We start from the raw sequence: 19,348 nt of genomic DNA on the forward strand, positions 1-19,348 counted from the left end.
AGGCGTTTCCTCCATTGTTCGCCTAGTCCGCTATAATCGAACATATGTACGAAAATCTGCGTTTGTTTGCCGAGCCTACCCGTTTGTGGTTCGAACATGTCTTCGGCAAGCCTACCGACGCGCAGAGTCAGGCGTGGCCCGCCATCCGTTCCGGTGACAATGTACTGGTCATTGCGCCTACAGGTTCCGGCAAGACACTCGCTGCGTTTCTTTCGGCCATCGATCGGCTGATGACCGAGCCTCGTCCGACTCGCAGCCGCAAGGGCGTGCGCGTGTTGTACATATCTCCATTGAAGGCTTTGGCTGTGGATGTCGCCAAGAATCTCGAACAGCCGTTGGCGGGCATTACTGCGCAATGTGAAGCGAGCGGAGTCCGGGCTCCTGCCGTCACTATCGCCATCCGGTCCGGGGATACTACTGCGCAAGAGCGTCGTCGCATTGCCTCGCACCCGCCGGATATACTCGTCACCACTCCCGAATCCTTGTATCTGCTGCTGACCTCGAAAGCCGGGCGGATCCTGTCTACGGTAGACACGGTGATCATCGATGAGATTCATGCTGTCGCAGGTACCAAACGCGGGGCGCATCTGGCTGTCAGCCTGGAGCGATTGGAATCATTGGTGGCTGAATCATGCCGACGCGAGGCGCTGGATGTTTTGGCAAGTGACGATCGCCTTGCCGGGGAGGAGTGCGACTCTGCCGGAAACATAGCAGACAGCAGGCACTGCCATCTGCAACGTATCGGGTTGTCGGCCACGGTAAACCCACCCGAGGAGGCCGCACGATTCCTTGGCGGAGATCGTCCGGTTACCATCGTCAATCCGGGCGGACGTCCTGCAATGGATTTACGCATGGTCGAGCCGTTGGAGAACATGCGCGATGTGCAGTCCGTCAATGTCATGAGGCGGGCGGGTGGGATAGATACCGAACAATCCACCGCTCATATCAGTGGCGTCACACCAGCCATGCAACGGCTTGCCGAACGCAAGGGACTTGTCGAACCGGCTTCGGATTCCTCCGCGATTGTCGGCGCGCGCGGCGACCGTACGTCTGGTTCCATCTGGCCGGTTGTGGAGCGCAGTATATTGGATGATATTCTCGCTCATCGCACCACGCTGGTGTTTGTGAATTCGCGTGGTGTAGCCGAAAAACTCACAGCGCGCCTCAACGATATGTATGCGGAAAGTCGGCACGGAGCCGTGGGGCATGCGACAGATAACGGTACCGGCTCAGGTGAATGTGACGGCGATAAGCTGGGCATCGCATCCCCAGAAGGCCGGGAACGCTTCGCGGAGCATTATGACGCCGTGGTCGGTTCCACCACCATGCTCGTCGGCTCGCATGAAGGCGATGACGTCATTGCCATGGCCCATCATGGTTCGGTTTCCAAAGATCGACGCAAGATGATCGAGGAACGGCTCAAACGAGGTGAGTTGCGTTGCGTGGTGGCCACGTCCAGTCTCGAACTCGGCATCGATATGGGCTCGGTGGATCTGGTGATTCAGGTGGATACGCCATTGTCCATTTCCTCAGGGCTTCAGCGTGTAGGGCGTGCCGACCATCAGGTGGGCGGGGTATCGCATGCGCTGTTCTACCCGTTAACCAGAATGCAGATCGTCACCAGCGCAGCCGGGCTGGAATCGATGACTGCAGGGCGTCTTGAGTCACTCGTCATTCCTCGTAATCCACTGGACATTCTGGCTCAGCAGACGGTTGCGGCAGCGGCCATGCATAATCTCAATGCCGACGATTGGTATGCCACGGTGCGTCATGCCGCACCGTTTACGGCGTTGCCGCGCGATATGTTTGACGCTGTAATCGGCATGATGTCCGGCGCATACAACACGGAGGATTTCTCCGCGTTCCGGCCACGATTGATGTGGAACAGGGAAGAAGGCGTCATTTCGGCACGTCCCGGAGCGCAGAAGATCGCGGTGACCTCCGGAGGCACGATTCCCGACCGAGGTTTGTATACCGTGGTGCTTCCCGAGGCGGATGCCGGCAAAGGACAACGCCGCGTAGGCGAACTGGACGAGGAGATGGTCTATGAGTCGCGTGTGGGAGACGTCATTACGCTTGGCACCTCCACATGGCAGATTCAGGAGATCACACGTGACCGCGTGGTAGTGACTCCGGCTCCTGGCCGAACCGCACGTCTGCCCTTCTGGCACGGCGAGGGCGCTGGACGTGATTACGGCTTCAGTCTTGCCATAGGACGATTCTTGCGTGAAACCGCAGATGGTCTTGATAAGAACGGTGGATTCCATACCGCAATCGAACAGCGTCTGCGCAACGATGGCCTTGACGGCAACTCCATTGCCAATCTCGCTCGCCTGCTCTCCGAGCAGCAGGCCATCACCGGCATGGTGCCTGATGATCGCGTTCTTGTAGTGGAACGTACGCGTGATGAGGACGGTGGTTGGCGCATTGTGCTCCTGAGTCCTTTCGGACGACGAGTGCATGAACCATGGGCCATGGCCATCAGCCGTAGGCTCAGCACGCGATATGGATTCGATGGTCAGGCATACGCCGCAGACGATGGCATCGTGATTCAGCTGCCGGACGGCGAAGGGCATATTCCCGCCACTGATCTGTTCTTTTTTGATCCTGAAGACCTCAGAACGGATGTGGAACGGCAAGTAGGGGAGTCCGTGCTGTTCGCCTCCCGCTTCCGAGAGTGTGCCGCACGATCGTTGTTCATGCCGCGCTCTGATCCCGGACGTCGCGTACCGCTTTGGCAACAACGTTTACGTGCCGCACAATTGCTGCAGTCCGCTCGCCGTGCCAAGAACTTCCCATTGTTGATGGAAACCGCACGCGAATGCCTTCAGGACGTCTACGACATGCCGGCCCTGAACGACGTGATGACCAGACTGCAGACCGGAAGCATCGTGGTCAAGGACGTGGAAACCGAATCGCCTTCACCGTTCGCCGAGAACATCCTCTTTGGATTCGTGGGCGCGGTGATGTACCAGTATGATCAGCCGCAGGCCGAACGCAACAGCCAACTGCTGTCGCTCGACCCTCAGGTACTTGAGCGGTTGCTTGGCACCACTGATATGGCCCAGATATTGGCCCCTGATGCCATCCGCGAAGTCGAACAGGAACTGGGTGAGCGCACTTTCTGGAATGAACTTGCAGTCGATGATGTGACCGGTCGTGTGACTCGATATGCCAAAACTCATGGTCCCTTTGTTGCCGAACAGCTCATTACCGACCTCGGCATCAATGCCACGGACGCCGTGCATGCCTTGGACGACCTTGCTGCCCGGGGAGAGCTATTGCATGGCCATTTCGTCGATGCTGGCGAGCAATCTACCGCACATGCTATCGGACAGCCTGTTGAGCAGTGGTTGCACAAGGAGGTGTTCCGACGTATCCGTTCGCGTTCGCTGTCCAAGGCGCGAAAAGCCATCAAACCGGTGGAGCCGAACGTATACCAGACGTTTCTGCTCGATCGGCAAGGCGTAGGGCCGGTGGGCGGAGAGCGATATGAAGGTGTGGACGGGCTTATGCGCGTCATCGAGCAATTGGAGGGTGTAGCATTGCCGGCCTCGCTCTGGGAATCGGCTGTGTTCCCAGCGCGTGTACGAGATTACCGGCCGGCGTTGCTGGATGAATTACTCGCATCGGGCGACGTGGTATGGATCGGTTCCAAAACGGGTGCCTCCGGTGCGTTGGAAGCCGGAGAAGTGGCATTTCATCCGTCGGACTCCATATTGCTCACCGGCTTACATGCGGTGCGGAAGTCTGATGCTTCTGCTTCGGCATCATCGACCACCATGCCTGAATCGATTCTCAGGGCTTTACGATCCGGAGGCGCATTCCATGCTCGTCAGCTTATGGACGCTGCGAAACGCATTTGGAACGAGACCGCTGAACCAGATATCAATCTGAATACAGGAGAGATCGTTCCGCAAGAATGGAGCGAACAGCAGTACAAGGATGCTCTATGGAGTCTCGTCTGGCAAGGGATGGTCACCAATTCGAGTTTTGTTCCGCTCCGCGCCGTAATAGCGGCAGGGCAGGGGAGCCGTCGTAAGACTACGGTCGTGCGCAGACGCGGAAGGATTGCGCCGATTCGGCGTACGGTCACAGACACGACGTTGTCCGGTTTATGGTCGTTGGTGGCTGCGGACGTCTCAGAGATCGATAACGCCGATGCGGCCGGCATGCGTGTTGACAATGAGCTGTACGACGCCGCGATCGACGGATCAGTAAGGGGGATACAGCCCAGCGTCGTACAGGTCCATCTCCACCACTCCGGGGGCAAATAAATTTACCTTCATTACTTACAAAATCAATCATAGCAACGGTTCCCGCTTTCTTCCAATAGACACGCAAGCAGTGTTGCTCCTTATCGTCATCTTCATGCGGCTGATGGTCGAAACGACCTGTGACGAGTGATCGAATCAGCCTAAACCTCAATGATTGCAAGGCCTAAGGCACTAGAGGTGCATTTTTAGGTGCAATGGCTCACTGAGAGCGTATTCGGCCACTTGGTGGCATTTTTGGTGGCATTTTTCCGAGGCCGTTATGCCATGCCATCGATCTTGGATTCAGCACAAGGAGCATCATCATGTCCGCGAGGACGAAGAAGGACAGTATGGGGCCGTCGCCGGGACGGCGGAGCAGGTTCGGCACCGTGACGCCGCGCTACGATACCGCAGGCAATCTCGTCGCCTGGCAGGTGCGGTACCCGGACCCGAAACGACCGGGCAAGAAGGTCCAGCGCCAGTTCAAGCCGGACATGGAGCACGAGGCGCACCAGTGGCTCGAAGAGGAACGGCATCTGGTGGAACTGGATCGCAAGAACATCCAGGAATGGGTCCATCCGTCAGAACGCCGCCGCAGGAAGCGCGCGAGCCTTATCTCGTTCGAGGATTACGTGACCCGGTGGGCGGAAGGATACCGGCTGCCGAACGGCGAGAGGATAGCCGGCGGCACGCGCCGGAACCTGTATCTCGACATCGCGCACTTCATGCCGGGCTTCAAGGGCAAGCTTCTGACCGAGATCACGCCGAAGGACATCAAACGCTGGTACGATGCGCCGCACCCTGAGGGGCAATGGGCGTTCCGTCGCTCATGCATGCGCCTGAAGGCGGCGTTCGCCAGCGCCACGAAGATGAGTATGGACGGCTCCCCGCCGCTGATCCGTGACAACCCGTTCATTCTGCCCATACCGCCGGCGCCGCGATCCGCCAGGGAGGACGTTCCGCCGGTCACGCCGCTGGAACTCAAGCTGATCGCGGAGAATATGCCCGACTACACGAGACTGGCGGTGATACTCGCCACGCTCGTCGGAGGCCTCCGTTGCGGCGAGCTGTGCGGCCTGCAGGTCAAGGACATCGACCTGAAGGCCAAACGCCTGACCGTGCGCCATTCCGTCAACAGGGGCTATGCGGATCGCGGTTCGACACGCATCGCCAGGACCAAGACCGACTCCAGCCGGCGCACCGTGCCCATCCCCGACGGGCTCGTTCCCCTGATTCACGACCATCTGCTCAGGCACTGCGAATGGACGGACCCGGAAGCCATGGTCTTCCGTCCCAGACGAGCCTCGGTGATGAGCCAGACCACTTTGGAGGCCCAGTTCCGCAAAGCCAGGGAGAAAGCCGGCCGCCCCGACCTGACCTTCCAATCCCTGAGGGCGAGTCACGCGACCCTGCTCATGCTCAAGGGCGGCACCCTGCGGGAAGTCATGGACGAACTCGGTCACGTCAGCGAGAAGGTCGCCATCAAGCACTACCAGCGCATCGTCGCCCGACACCGCAACCAGATCGTCAACCAACTCGCCGAAGACTTCATCAAAGCAGCGCAATGACCACATGCAGACGAATACGGATTGAGACGCCCTGTTGCCCGGTGTATACAGAACTATTCCCAATCTGGAATAGTTCTGTATACAATAGGAATATGGCTATCAGAACGAATCGGACGCTGCTCACACGGCGGGAAGCCGCCCGTAGGCTCGGAGTGAGCGAGCGACGGGTCAGCGCGCTTCGCGCTGCTGGCCGGCTTGAATCTCTTTCCGTGGGAGGCGGCTCGCTGATTACGGAGGATTCCGTACGTCGCCAAGCACAGTGGCAGGGTGCGGATGGGCGTCCTTATTCACCAGACATGGCGTTCGGGGCGCTATACATGCTCAGCGGGCTCGACGCGCCATGGCTGGGCCGGCAGCAGCGATACCGGCTCAGGGGATACCTGAGGCAGATGGATGCGGAGAATCTGACCCGTCTCGCGCGCAGGCGTGCGACGACGGTCGAATACTGGTGCAGGGATTCCAACCTCGCCAAGGTCGAAACCCTCATCCGTCCCTCCGCCGCCACCGGAGCATTGGCCGCCTCGTTCCAATTGACCGCCACAGACGTGGTGGAAGGCTACGTCACCGCCGATGCTCTGAACGACGCCATTCGGCAATGCCGGTTGAAGCAAGGCGCGACTCCGGTCCGGGTACGGCTCCATGTCACCGACGGTCTTCCCGCCGGTGAGGGCCCTATGCCTCTCGGCGTATGTGCGGCCGACCTGGCCGAATCCAACGACCCGAGAGAACGCCGCGCCGGTCTGGAAACCCTTCAACAGCTGATCGACGAATATCATCGCAAGGAGCATCAGGCATGATTCCGACAACCCGCATCCCCAACACGGGCCATCCATGGAGCACCGTGTACGCGGTCGCCGCGGCGAACATCCCGGAATCATGGCTGCTCACGGGCGGGCTCATGGTCCAACTGCACGCCATCATGGGAGGATTGACAGCGCGCCCCACCACCGACGCCGACCTGCTCGCCGACCTCATGGCCGACCGACGCGGCATCGCTAGGCTGCGCAGCATCCTCGCCGCCCGCGGGTTCGAGACGCAACCGGGCACGCTGACCGGATACACGACACGCATGAGTGCGCCGAACGGTGACGTCGTGGATCTGTTGGTCGCCGATCACCTGCCCAAGTTCCTCGGGACTGACGCGACCATCGCCGGTACGCCGGTGCTGTCCATGCCGGGCGGCGCTCAGGCCGTGGAACGCAGCATGCAGGTCGGACTCATCGACGACCAAAGCGGCACCGAAGTCACAATCCGTATCCCGGACCTGCTCGGCGCGCTGATACTCAAGAGCGCGGCCTACAGCGCCGACCACGCCGGCTACGGTGACCGCCACCTCTACGACGCCGCCATGCTTGCGTCGCTCATCCCTGACCCTGACGCTGAACTCATGCGCCTGCACAGCAACACCGATCGCAGACGCATCAAACTCCTGCACGACAAGCTCACCGAGGATTCACCTTACTGGGACAACCTTGATGAATCACATCGTCAGGATGGACTGGACGCTATCGAAACACTCGCCACCTGGTGACGGGCATCCTGTCAGCAAGTTGCATATACGGGGCATGACATCCTGAATCACGTAGTTTGAAAAACGTCCTGTTCCCTCGCGACAGAGCACGGCCAAATACTCGACATTCAAAGATGAAGTATTGAGCGTCTGCGTGCATATCGCTGACGCGATATTGGTCTAATGCGATCGAGCGTGCTTCATTTGGCATCTGCCTGCTGTAAGACCTCAAGAATCGTCAGTCATTACGGTTCTTATTTTTTCTGCTTCTCTTTTCGTTTTATGCGGATAGAGCTTATCGACACAGACAATGAATGGCCTCAAAGAGACCATTTGCATGTGTATGTCATCTCAAGATGACATGCACATGGCGAACTCCTCCTCTCCGGCATCATTTGACTTCAATCTCCCGAAAGGCGCACACACGGTGCGCCTTTTTGCTATCAAGGGGGATTTCATGCCCAGGAATAGGCGTCCCAAGAAAAACCAAACAGCAAGGCCTCGAAGCGCATGGGGAACGGTCATACCACGTTTTGACGAGAACGGAGGAATCATTGCCTGGCAAGTTCGCTACCCGAACCCGCTTGCCCCGGGGAAACGAGTGCAACGGCAGTTCAAACCTTGGCAAGAACTAGATGCCAGAACATGGCTCGAAGAAGAGAAACATCTGGTAGATCTGCACAATAAGGGCATAGCTGAATGGAAGCACCCGACTCAACGGAAAAAAGACAAGCTGCAGGAGTTCAGGGAACAGGAACAGCGTCATATCCTGTTCCGCGATTATGTGGCGCAATGGGAATCAAACTACAAGCTCCCGAATGGCGGAGAGATAGCCGGAGGAACACGCAGGAACCTCAAATTAGACATCCGGCATTTCATCACGGATTTTGAGTCGCTCCGCCTCTCGGAAATCACACCCTTGAAAATCAAGGCATGGTATGACAAACCGCATCCAGAAGGGCAATGGGCCTTTCGCCGTTCCTGCATGCGCTTCAAGGCGATTCTCGAATCCGCGACAAAGCCCGGGCTGGACGGAACGGCACCATTGCTCCAATTCAATCCATTCATTTTCCCCATACCGCCTGCGCCGCGATCGTCGCGTATCGATGTGTCTCCGGTGACTCCTCGTGAACTGATGCTACTGGCGGAGGCCATGCCGGAATACACAAGGTTGTCGGTCTTCCTCTCGACCTTGGTCGGAGGGCTGCGATGCGGGGAATTATGCGGTCTTCGTGTCAAAGATATAGATCTTGATGGTCAGACGTTGCATGTCCGACACTCCGTAAACCGCGGCAGTATGGATCGTGGAGAAATCCGGTATAGCAGAACGAAAACGGAGTCGAGCATAAGGAACGTGCATATACCAGATGCCCTCATGTCGATGATTCGTCAGCATCTTCATGACTACTGCGACATGCGCCTGCCGGATTCACCGGTATTCGTCCCACGAAGGGCGAGGATAATGTCCCAAACCACTTTGGAGGAGCAATTCGCCAAAGCTCGCGTGAAAGCAGGGCGGCCTGATCTGACATTTCAGGGACTGCGGGCAAGCCACGCGACATTGCTGATGCTGCGAGGGGGAACACTTCGTGAAGTCATGAACGAGCTGGGACACACCAGTGAGAAAGTCGCCATACGGTATTATCAGCTCACCGTAGTGGAGCATCAGAGCCAGATCGTCGACCGTCTGGCTCAGGAATTCATGGACGAATAACCATCCATCAAGAAAGTAGCGAGCAGGCGTGGGCGTCCGATTGATTTGACGGACCCCACGTCTACACGAACACGACCATTGATGAGGTCAGAATCCGATGGCTCCAGGGAATGTCATGCGATAGATGACAAAACATTGATGGTGGGTCAACGAACCTCGTGATTATGCGATACTGCACATCACGGAAAGGACAGTCATGAAAGTAATTGCCTCTGTGTTGATTCTCGTATCGTTGGTGACGTCAGGCGCTCCTCCTGCAGGAGCTGGTTCCACAAGCCAATGGGAATCCGTCTCCACGGCAAGCACCCGTATCTATCCGGGTTGCCCGCCGCCACTATACTGGATCTGCCATATCGGAAGCTGATTCGAGGGGAATTCTGACGTGGAGCTGCCAGGTCCCGTCTTCAGTGGAAATTCTCGAATTGCCGCCCAAAGACCGTATACGCTCGATATGCAGCTTCAAACCATTGCGTGATGCCGGCTTATCGGGAAACAGGTTATCGTCCGACACATCGTTGACCTGATCGATATGGATGGATGAATCGTGGAAGTTGACGGAGATGTAGTATTCCCCGTTCGGCTTTGCGTGGGCGGCGGTATTCGTATATAGCTCCTGCAGCAACGACACTATTTCGCGTGAGCAATCATCATTGATGCTTTCCGGAAGGTTCGAAGACAAACGTGTCTTTCCTGAAAAACCAAGCTTCGCCAAGGTTCTGTCTCCTTGTTCCGCAATGGTTTGAATCTGACTTGCACAAGATGCATTCATGTCGTTCATGTGTTCTGCATCATCGCCATTCATTAAGTTGATAGCGCTTCGAACTTCTCCCAATGTCTTGACGAGCATTGTGCGAAGTTCCGTGACTTCCGTTTCGGTGAAGACGTTTTCGTGATTCAGAGATTTCCTGTCCAGCAATATTGCCATATAGGTGAGGTTTCCGGTAACGGAATCATGAATCTGGCTGGCGGCGATGTTCTCCTTTCGGATCATTGCAAGATGCTGCTGCATTTTCTCGACCCTCAGTTTATCCTGTTCGGCCTGATTCGCCAGATTACTCCATGAAACGGCTCGCCCGGCGAAGAAAACCAAAAACATGATGAACAGCAGCATGACGTATTCACTGACCGGGGTGCCGGTCTCGTCGAATCTCCACATGCGCACTGCGGATACCGCCAGCGGGTAAATCGCCCCGTATGGAGGTTGGACATATAGCCCCGCATAGGCCAATGCCAGCCAGATTCCCCACAGGAAACTCGGCCCACTATCATCCGGTATAAGGCAGCATATAAGAAAGGAAACCACGACTATATTGGCACCCAGCATCGGTCGAAATGCCATTAACGCAAGTGCGCCTATATGAATAATGACCAGCAGGCCGGTCACTGCGCTGTTTGGCGGATAGGACCAGGTTTCCGCCAGCGTAAGGATAATGCTGATCGCAGGAAGAAGATAGCGGATGTATGTGGAATTTCGACTTATATAAGCGATGAATGCTCCGCGCCTGTCTTTCATTCTTCCTTCATTTCAAGCCAACGGATTACTGCTTGCGTTCGGTTTTTGGCACCTATTTTCTCGACTACCCGTTTGATGTATGTCTTTACGGTCGGTTCCCCTATACTGAGTTTTGCTCCTATTTCCTTTGATGTATATCCTAGCGCGCACAGATTCATGACCTCTTCCTCTCTTCTGGTGAGGTTTTTGTATCGATGCTCCGGATTGTCCTCTCTGGACAGTCTTGCATAGGCTTCCTGTGCGGTTTCCGATGACTCGTATTTCACATGAGGTGATTGTCCGTTAGCCAACAGGCACAGGGCTTGGCAGACGTCACGCACCTGCGCCTTATCCATCAAGCACGCAGCCCCGTTTTCCAAGGCCTGCACATAATATCGTTCCAAGGAGAAAGCGGTTATGCCGATCAGCACAATCTGCGGTGTTTTGGAACGGATGGCCCGACATACCTCATAACCGGTCATGTCTTCCAGGGACATGTCCACCAGCAGAACGTCAGGCTGCGTTTTCTTATCTAGGCATTTGTCTATGGCCGTTTTGCCTTTCGCCGCCGTCCAATATATTTCGGCGAACGGCAGCAGCTGCTTAACCATAAGTTTCATCATGCCAAGCGTGAGTTTGTCGTTATCGACAATGGCGATTCTGATTCGTTTCCCTAGATACATTGCTCAATCATCCGTGATACGGCCAAGTGTGGTGGCGTCGTAAGCGTTTGGTTTCAAGTCGGCGACATTGGTGGCCTTGGTCTCTTGTGCCGGACAAGACCACCAATGCGTACTGGTACTAGTTGCTCAGGAATCGGTTGGGTGTAGCATGAAGACTCCTCTCACGAAACGCTGCTGCTCATAGTACGCTTCGTGCTCCGTTCGCTGAGCGCAGGTGCTCAGCAACCCGGAAAACGACTCCCTGCAGTCTGTGCAGTTCGGAGTCGCGGCTGGTCATACCCCATTGCGCCGCATACGCCTCCATCCAGATCTCCAATGCTTCGGCAAGGTTCACCGCGTCGTCATGCTGAATCGCCTCACCCGATTGCACAGTGCCAATGACCCCGGTCTCGGACGCGAGTCGGAGGCCAACTCGGTTCAGAAGTCGCTGCCCCTCGATGGCTACGCGAAATGCAGCGGCATCCCCGTTGGTCCAAGGTCCTGAGGTCGCGGCGATTGCGGAGATTCGACGGGCACTGGTCTGTAGAAGGTGATCTGCGGTTTCGCCGAGCGTGACGTGATGTTTCAGATAGCGGAGCAGTATCCGTCGGGATTCCGCAAGTGACGGTGCCCGGCTTCCGTCCTGAAGGGTGCGGACCACGTCGTCCGGTCGTTCGTCTTCCGGTAGCAGTCCCTGGATGGTTTGCAGGACCCCAGTGTTGACGCCGTCCTGTCCGTCATCAAGTTCCAGCCAAGTGATCAGGTGGTTCCATTGGAAGCAGGCCGCATGGCTTGCACGAGCAAGGATATCAAGCAGTTCTCCGCTGGCGTCATGGTATTCGAGTCGGGAGATGCGGCTGAGCATGTCGGCCTCGTTCGGGATTCGTCCCGGGTTCCAAGCTTCCTGTGCGCCGATGATCATGCCGGGGATGGCCATGCGCGGGTCGTTGACGTGGCCGAGGTCGCCCCAGTCGGTGACGAGCATGCCTGCCGCTTGGTATTGCGTGCCGTAGCGGGCCATGCGGGTGATGTTGTTCCACGCGTCGTCGATGCGCGGCAGGAGCGCGTTCCAGCACCATACGGCCGGGCAGACGATCTGCCGGGCGCCGGATTCGGCGACGGTGCGGATCTTCCCGTCGTCGACCTGCGGGTCGTACTGCCAGTTGAGCAGGGTGACGGTTTCGGGGAGTCGTTCCAGGATCTCGGGGTGTTCGAGGGCGATGTCGCCCCACATCATCGGCTGCTTGCCTTGGGTTTCGAGGTGGCGGCACAGGCGGGTGACGTAGTCGGCGTACATGGCGGCGACGCCGATCCTCCCGGCGAGGGGTTTGGATCGGCCCCTGCCGAGGTCGAAGGTCTCGTCGGCGCAGATGTTGAACCTGTCCGACCGGAAGAGCTGCAGGTAGTCGTCGATGAGCCGGCACGAGAGGTCGAAGGCGCGGTCGTCGCCGATGTTGAGCGTGTGGTGGCGCATGCGGTCGATGAATCCGAACGGCTCGTCGGCGGTTTCGGGGAACTCTCCGAGATCGCGGAATGTGTGTGTGCGCAGGGCCATGTAGAGATGCCCGAACGTGGAGACGGACGGGACCAGCTCGATGCCCCGTTCGGCGCAATAGTCGTCGAATGCGAGGATGTCGCGCGGGGTGAGCGGGCTGGAGCCGCGCCAGGTCTCGCTCATCCCGTCGAAGCGGAAGGTGTGTTCGACGTAGAGCTGGAGCTGGTTGTACTTGTAGAGGCAGAGTTTGTCGGCCCAGGTCTTGAGCCAGTCGAGGGTGGGGACGCGCCCGCGGGTGACGTCGAGGTAGTAGCCGCGCGTTTCGAAGGCGGGCTGGTCCTCGATGTGCAGGCGGGGCAGGGCGGCGCCGCATTGGCGGATGAGCTGGCGCAGGGTCTGCACGCCGTTGCGCACGCCCTCGAAGTCCGCTCCCCTGACGGTCACGCCGTCCTTGGCGATGTCGAGCGTGTACGCGCCGGACGGACGCGCATCGAGATCGTCCAGTGTCGTCAATGTGATGAATCCAGGCCAACGGTCACCCGTGGTGATGTCCCATTCCAATCCCGTAACCGCATGGATGTCGTCGGCAAGTTGCGTTGCGAGTACCTGCCGTTCGTCTCCGAACGCACGTGGCTCGTTGACTCGGCCGCACATCGGCAGCAGTGAGACGCCCGCCTTGTGTTGTACGGTCTGCGGCGTGGGAATGATGGTCCATCCCTTCAGGGTTGCTTGATCGCTCATGGAAGTCCTTTCTCAGTGGTTCACCTTTGATTGCGGTATATTGCGTTTTGGGTTCCGAGATGACGCGCGGCGCCGGAACCACTCGCGGAAATGGTCCCGGCGCCGCACGCATTGTTCATCGCTCCGTTTGTGTTATTTGACGGCTCCAGTGGTGACGCCCTTCATGATGTTGCGTTGAATGATCATGAAGAAGATCACGACGGGCAGGGAGAAGATGACGGATGCGGCCATCTGCCCGCCGAAGTCGGTGCCCATGGTGGGCGTGGAGAACGAGGAGAGCCATACGGGCAGCGTGTACTTGGACTGGTCCTTCATGAACGTGTAGGCGGTCATGTAGTCGTTCCAGGCGTTGATGAACGCGAACACGGACGTGGACACGATGCCGGGCGCGGCCAGGGGGAAGGTGATCTTCCACAGGATCTGCCAGTCGTTGGCTCCCTCGACGGCCGCGGACTCGAAGATGTCCTTCGGGATGTTCAGGAAGAAGCCGCGCATGTTCCAGATCGCGAACGGCAGGACCATGGCGATGTACGCGAGGATCAGGCCGCTGTACTTGTTGAGCAGGCCGAACTGGTTGAAGATGATGAACTGCGGGATGATGCCGCCCGAGGTCATCTGGATGGCCAGCACGAACACCATGATCGCCTTGCGGCCGCGGAACCGGTAGAGGGTCAGGGCCGCGCACGCGAAGAACGCGAGGACGATCGACAGGACGATCGACACGGCGGTCACGATCACGCTGTTCTTCAGGTTCGTCAGAAACGAGGTCTGGGTGACGGCCACCATGAAGTTGTCAATCGACAGCTTCGCGGGCCAGAACACGGGAGTGGCGGTCATGATCTGGTTGCGCGGCTTGATCGACGTGACGAACATCCAGTAGACCGGGAAGATCCACACGATGCAGAACACGACGGCCAATACGATCGTGCCGATGCGGCGCAGCTCGGCCGATGCGCTGCGCTTGGCGCGCGGCGCGATGCCGTGGTTTGCGGTTGCCCTATTCATGGTCACAGGTCCTCCCCGGATTTGAGCAGGTAGCGGATGTACACGCTCGTCAGGGCGAGCAGGATGAGCGTGACCAGCACGCTCGCGGCGGCGCCGGTGCCGATGTCGAACGACACGAACGCCTTCTTGTAGGTGAAGATGCCGATCGTCGCGGTCGTCTCGCGGGGGCCTCCCTGGGAGACGAGCCAGATCTGGTTGAACACGTTGAAGTCCCAGATCACCGACAGCATCGTGATGACCATCAGGCTCGGCTTGATCAGCGGCACGGTGATCTGCCAGTAGCAGCGCAGCTTCGAACAGCCGTCCAGCTGGGCCGCTTCAAGGCAGGACTTGTCCACCTGCGTGGTCGCCGCGTACAGGTTGATCGCGATGTACGGGACGGCCTGCCAGACGACCAGCAGCCAGATCTCCAGGAACGCGAGCCACGTGTTGTCGGTCCACGACAGGTTCGTCACGTCGCCGAACAAATGGGTCTGGGTCAGCAGCCAGTTGACCACGCCGTACCCCGGCTGGAACAGCCACTTCCACACCACCGACGAGGCCACGTTCGGCATGGCCCACGCGAAGATCAGCACGAACGTGACCAGCCAGCGCATCACCGGCCCCAGCTTGGTCATCAGCTGGGCCACGCCCATGCCGATCAGCACGCTGCCGGCCACGAGGGCGGCCGCGAACCCGAACGTGCGGGCCAGCGACTTGTAGAACTCCGGGTCGGTCAGCACGTTCTCGTACTGGTCGAACCCGACGATGTTGAACGAGCCCGTGAACAGGGTCTTCTGGTTGAAGTCCGTGAACGACGTGAAGACTAGGAAGACCAACGGCACCACGACCAGCGCGACGATGATCACGCCGGCGGGCGTCAGCAGCCACAGGGGCGTCAGATTGCGACGCCGCTTCACCACGGGGACGGCGGCCGCCGTCGATTGCGCATTGCTCATCACGCTTCCCCTACTTCTTCGCGTACAGGGAGTCCGCATGCTCGTCGAACGACTTGGCCGCGGCCTTGGCCGTGGTCGCGCCGGTGGCGATGTCTCCGAAGCAGTTCAGGGAGCTGTCGTTCTCGATGGTCTGCCATTGCGGGGACGCCGGTGTGGCCTTGGTGTCCTTCGCCGATTCGAAGAAGCCGGTCAGGTAGGACGGGAAGTCCGCGGACTTCATGACCTCGTCGAGGCCTTCGACGTAGTTGGGCATCCATCCGTCCTTGGCGAACACGTAGTCCTTCTGGATCTCGGGGCTCGCGGCGATCTTGATCCACTTGAGCGCCAGCTCCTGGCGCTTGCTCTTCTGCGCGACGCCCCACACCGATCCGGCCATCATCGCAGGCTGGAGCTTGCCGCTGGCGCCGGGCATGGGGAACGATCCCAGATCGTCGGTCGTGAGGTCGGGGTTGTACTGCTGGATGGTGCGGATGCCGGCGCTGTTGTTCAGGATCGCACCGGTCTTGCCTTCGGCCAGCAGCTGGCTGAAATCGGGGTTGCCGGTGTCCAGCGAGCGGGACGCCTCGGAGGACCACTTGTGCTGGAATTCCAGCCATTGGTCGATGCCCTTGAGCGAGGCGTCGCTCGACAAGGTGCTCTTCCAGGTTCCGTCCGACTGCTGTTCGGCGAAATCGCCGCCGGCATCCCAGATCCACCGCGCCGCCGACTTCCAATCACGCCCCGGCATATAGAACGGGGAGAAATCCTTGTCGGTGTTCGCATCCCGGAGCTTCTGGAGATCGGTCTCAAGCTCCTCGTACGTGCTCGGAGGATTGTCGATTCCGGCCGCGGACCACATCTTCTTGTTGTAGATCACGGCGCCGGCGGCTCCCAGCGCGGGGATGCCATACAGTCTGCCGTCGATGGTGGCGGGCTCCTCAAGGCCGGACAGCCAGGTGTGCCCCTGCCTCATGTCGTCGGCCTTGTCCGTCAGATCCAGAAGGCCGCCGCTCACGGCGAACCCTGCGACCTGCGTGTTGCCCAGATCGATCACGTCCGGCGGCGTGTCCGTGGACAGCGCGGTCGTCACCTTCGTGTTGATGTCGGCCCACACCTGGGTCTGCACATCGACCTTGACGCCCGTCTCCTTGGTGAACCGCTCGTTGATCGCCTTGATGGTGTCCTCGCTCTGGTCGCCCTGCATGATCCACACCGTCAGCTTGCCGCCTGCGGATGCATCCTGCTGCGAGCCGCCGGACGGGGCTCCCATCGAGCATCCCGACAGGGTGAGCGCCGACGCGGCCGCCAAGGCGATGGCCGCTGAAATCCTCTTCGTTCTCATGATGGTTTCCTTTTCCTGGAATGCCTGCCCGACGCCGTCGTTCGGAGGAATGGCGCGACGTGCCGCTGCGCACGACGGTCCCGGGTCCGTATCCGCCCGCGCTGCCGTGCGCGGGCGATGCCGCTACGGACGCCGTTGCCGACGTCCGTAGCGATACCGAGGAACATGACGCCACACCACTTCTGGGCATCGCGCCGCAGCAAGACCGGATATTTTGTTAGCAAGCCTTGCGTAATTCCTGTAGTTGGTTTCAACCTCCTTGAGAGCCAAGGATATGACGCCTTAACCTTTTTTGCAAGTCAGTCGAACAAAATAATGGATGTGGTGCACCCCGTCTGTTGGAGATTGGGGAATCTGGTTTCGGCGCGCCGATGGTCCGTCGGCACCGGGGTCTGGTCAGCAGGCGATGAGGGACGCTCCGAGCGCGCCGATCGGAATCGACGCATCGGCGAGCCGCAGGCGTTCCGTCAGCCGCAGACCCGCGATGAATCCGCTGGAGGCCTCCCTGTTGCGCAGTTCCCCGCGCAGCGCATCAAGCAACGGGGACCCGGCGCGGGAAACACCGCCTCCGATGACGATGACCGAAGGATCCGCGGCCTGGGCGACGATCTGCACGACGTCGGCGAGGGCATGCAGCGCGATGCCAAGAACCCGTTCCGCTTCGCCATCGCCGCCGTCGGCCCTCGCGAGGATGTCGGGCAGCGGAGGATCCGCGACGGGCCACATGCGCCGCAGGCCCCCTCCCGAGCATGCGGTCTCCAGGCATCCGCGCTGACCGCATTTGCACGCCATGCGGTTGGGGTCCACCGGCAGGTGGCCGATCTCCCCGAGGGCGCCGGTGTCGCCGCGTTCGACGAGACCGGCGCGAACGAAGCCGGCCGCCAGCCCCGTCCCCAGGTTGACGAACGCCATCCTGCCGTGCTTGAGCCGGTCGGGCAGCGTTCCATAGGCCCCCAGCGCCGCGGCGTTCACATCGTTGTCCACCCACACGGGAAGGCCGAGCATGCCGGATGCGCGACCTCCCAGCTCCAGGTTCTCAATTCCGAGATTGACCACGTTCTCCACGCGCCCGGTGTCGCGGTGCACCAGCCCGGGGATGCCGATGCCCACCGATCTCACCTCATCGAACCGCATTCCGGCCACCTGCCGCACGATGGCTACCGCATCCTCCACGACCTCGTCACCGCCTTTCCGGGCTGCCTTGCGCGCGGATGCGAGAACCGTGCCGGCCGCATCGGTCAGCACCGCCTCGATCTTCGTTCCGCCGACATCCACGCCGACGCGCAGGTTCTCTGTTTCCGGCGTACCACTGGCATTCATCGTCATGACGATCTCCGTTCCCGAGGGCGGACTCCTGTTTCGTCCGCCCGCCATTATGTTCGGAATCCTTACATATTGGATTCGGGAAGCGATGATACACCACGCCACGCGCGCTTGGCGGCGGGACGCACGTGGCGTCAGGACGAGGCCGCCGCGGACAGCCCGCGCCTGCCCACGATCTCGCGCAGCACGGAGACCGCCTGCCCCCGCAGAGTGGCGTCGTCACCGAGCTCACACCGACGCACCCGCATACTGCTCTGGTAGTCGTTCCGCGACAAGGAGTTGACGGTCTCGTCGCATGCATTGAGCAGCGTCTCGCCGACGATGTCGGGAGGTCCGTAGACGGCGATGTCATGAAGATTCAACAGGCTCGCCGGCATGGCCAGAGCTCCGCCGAGCCTCGCACCAGCTTCGGCCAGGATGTCCGCGCGCCGATTCGGGTCCTGACGAATGCGGTCGCGCAACGCGATGGCGGAGACGTAGGTCTCCAGGCAGCCGCGCTTGCCGCAGGTACATGCCGGACCGTTCGGGTCGATCACAACATGGCCGATCTCGCCGGCCGCATGGTCGTCGCCATCCACGAACTCGTCGTTGAGCAGCACCGACGCGCCGATGCCCCGGGTGATCTGCACGAGCAGGCAGTTGGGATTGCCGTGCCCGAGGAAGCGGTCGGCGAGCAGTGCGGCGTTCGCGTCGTTGTCCACTCGGACCGGCAACGAGAACTCGCCTTCGAGCATGTCGCGAAGCTCCACGTCGTCCCAGCCGAGATTGGAGCTGGAGATCACCCTCCCCGCACCGGAGACCACGCCGGGGACTGCGACGCCGATGCCGACAAGCCCCGAACCGGCAAGCCGGATCATCTGACCGACGAGCGAAAGCACGTCGTCGAGATCGACCCGGTCGCCATCATCAAGCACACGTTCGCGACGTTCCACGATTCTGGCCCGCAAATCCATCACGGCGCCGGTCATCACATACGGGCGCGACAGATCGATGCACACCAGACGAAGCACGTCCGTATCGATGGCCAGCAAGGTGCCCGGCTTGCCGCGGCCATCCCGTTTCCCCGACCCCAGTTCACGTAGCAGGCCGTCGTCGATCATCTCGCCGGTCACATCCGTGGCAGTGGCGCGCGAGAGCCCCGTCTCCTTGCACAGGTCGGCGCGCGACAGTTGCCGGTCGGGGAACAGCAGCCGGAACAACAGTCTGCGGTTGTTGGCCCTTGCGTCGCTGGGATTGGATTTAGCGTACATGGGAGCCCTCCTCGGGTGAGACGATTGCGGAAATGCGGAATCACATTATCGGGACGGACATCCCGGCGTCATC

12 protein-coding genes and 1 pseudogene are annotated in these 19,348 nt (G+C 59.6%); 5 read left to right on the forward strand and 8 right to left on the reverse strand.

Annotation, left to right across the window (positions count from 1 at the left end; translation table 11 throughout):
• Positions 1–44 precede the first annotated feature (44 nt).
• The 5 genes and pseudogenes from CUU80_RS00830 to CUU80_RS00850 form a co-directional block, all read left to right on the forward strand.
• A pseudogene (locus CUU80_RS00830) lies at positions 45–4,169 on the forward strand (Lhr family ATP-dependent helicase); the annotation flags it as partial.
• A 410-nt stretch (positions 4,170–4,579) separates the two neighbouring features.
• Positions 4,580–5,824, forward strand: coding sequence for a tyrosine-type recombinase/integrase (locus CUU80_RS00835; RefSeq protein WP_100495469.1), 1,245 nt, complete (start codon positions 4,580–4,582; stop codon positions 5,822–5,824).
• Positions 5,825–5,916: 92 nt separating this feature from the next.
• Positions 5,917–6,621 carry a helix-turn-helix domain-containing protein gene (locus CUU80_RS10910; protein ID WP_243388580.1) on the forward strand — a complete coding sequence of 235 codons (705 nt, stop codon included), beginning with the start codon at positions 5,917–5,919 and terminating at the stop codon, positions 6,619–6,621.
• Complete coding sequence (locus CUU80_RS10915; RefSeq protein ID WP_243388581.1) at positions 6,618–7,355, forward strand: hypothetical protein; 738 nt, start codon at positions 6,618–6,620, stop codon at positions 7,353–7,355. Before CUU80_RS10910 ends, CUU80_RS10915 begins: the two co-directional genes overlap by 4 nt.
• A gap of 346 nt (positions 7,356–7,701) precedes the next feature.
• Entirely contained in the window at positions 7,702–9,048 is a 1,347-nt protein-coding gene (locus tag CUU80_RS00850) for a tyrosine-type recombinase/integrase (protein WP_243388582.1), read from the forward strand.
• A 334-nt stretch (positions 9,049–9,382) separates the two neighbouring features.
• Here CUU80_RS00850 and CUU80_RS00855 read toward each other — a convergent pair whose 3' ends face one another.
• From CUU80_RS00855 to CUU80_RS00895, 8 genes are all read right to left on the reverse strand, one after another.
• Complete coding sequence (locus CUU80_RS00855) at positions 9,383–10,561, reverse strand: sensor histidine kinase (protein WP_243388583.1); 1,179 nt, start codon at positions 10,559–10,561, stop codon at positions 9,383–9,385.
• Positions 10,558–11,223: a response regulator transcription factor gene (locus tag CUU80_RS00860; protein ID WP_033889832.1), complete on the reverse strand. Its 666-nt coding sequence runs from the start codon at positions 11,221–11,223 to the stop codon at positions 10,558–10,560. Before CUU80_RS00860 ends, CUU80_RS00855 begins: the two co-directional genes overlap by 4 nt.
• A 178-nt stretch (positions 11,224–11,401) precedes the next feature.
• A complete protein-coding gene (locus CUU80_RS00865) occupies positions 11,402–13,438 on the reverse strand; it encodes a beta-N-acetylhexosaminidase (RefSeq protein ID WP_100495471.1) in 2,037 nt (678 codons plus the stop codon).
• 132 nt (positions 13,439–13,570) lie between these two features.
• A complete protein-coding gene (locus CUU80_RS00870; RefSeq protein ID WP_100495472.1) occupies positions 13,571–14,443 on the reverse strand; it encodes a carbohydrate ABC transporter permease in 873 nt (290 codons plus the stop codon).
• 2 nt (positions 14,444–14,445) lie between these two features.
• Complete coding sequence (locus tag CUU80_RS00875; RefSeq protein WP_164514759.1) at positions 14,446–15,381, reverse strand: carbohydrate ABC transporter permease; 936 nt, start codon at positions 15,379–15,381, stop codon at positions 14,446–14,448.
• A gap of 10 nt (positions 15,382–15,391) precedes the next feature.
• Entirely contained in the window at positions 15,392–16,702 is a 1,311-nt protein-coding gene (locus tag CUU80_RS00880; protein ID WP_207760057.1) for a sugar ABC transporter substrate-binding protein, read from the reverse strand.
• Between the two features lie 396 nt (positions 16,703–17,098).
• Positions 17,099–18,028 carry an ROK family protein gene (locus tag CUU80_RS00890; protein WP_094667170.1) on the reverse strand — a complete coding sequence of 310 codons (930 nt, stop codon included), beginning with the start codon at positions 18,026–18,028 and terminating at the stop codon, positions 17,099–17,101.
• Between the two features lie 131 nt (positions 18,029–18,159).
• Entirely contained in the window at positions 18,160–19,275 is a 1,116-nt protein-coding gene (locus CUU80_RS00895) for an ROK family protein (protein ID WP_094729296.1), read from the reverse strand.
• Between the last annotated feature and the right edge of the window lie 73 nt (positions 19,276–19,348).

It is taken from the genome of Bifidobacterium scaligerum, from assembly GCF_002802865.1.
Classification (GTDB): Bacteria; Actinomycetota; Actinomycetes; order Actinomycetales; family Bifidobacteriaceae; genus Bifidobacterium; species Bifidobacterium scaligerum.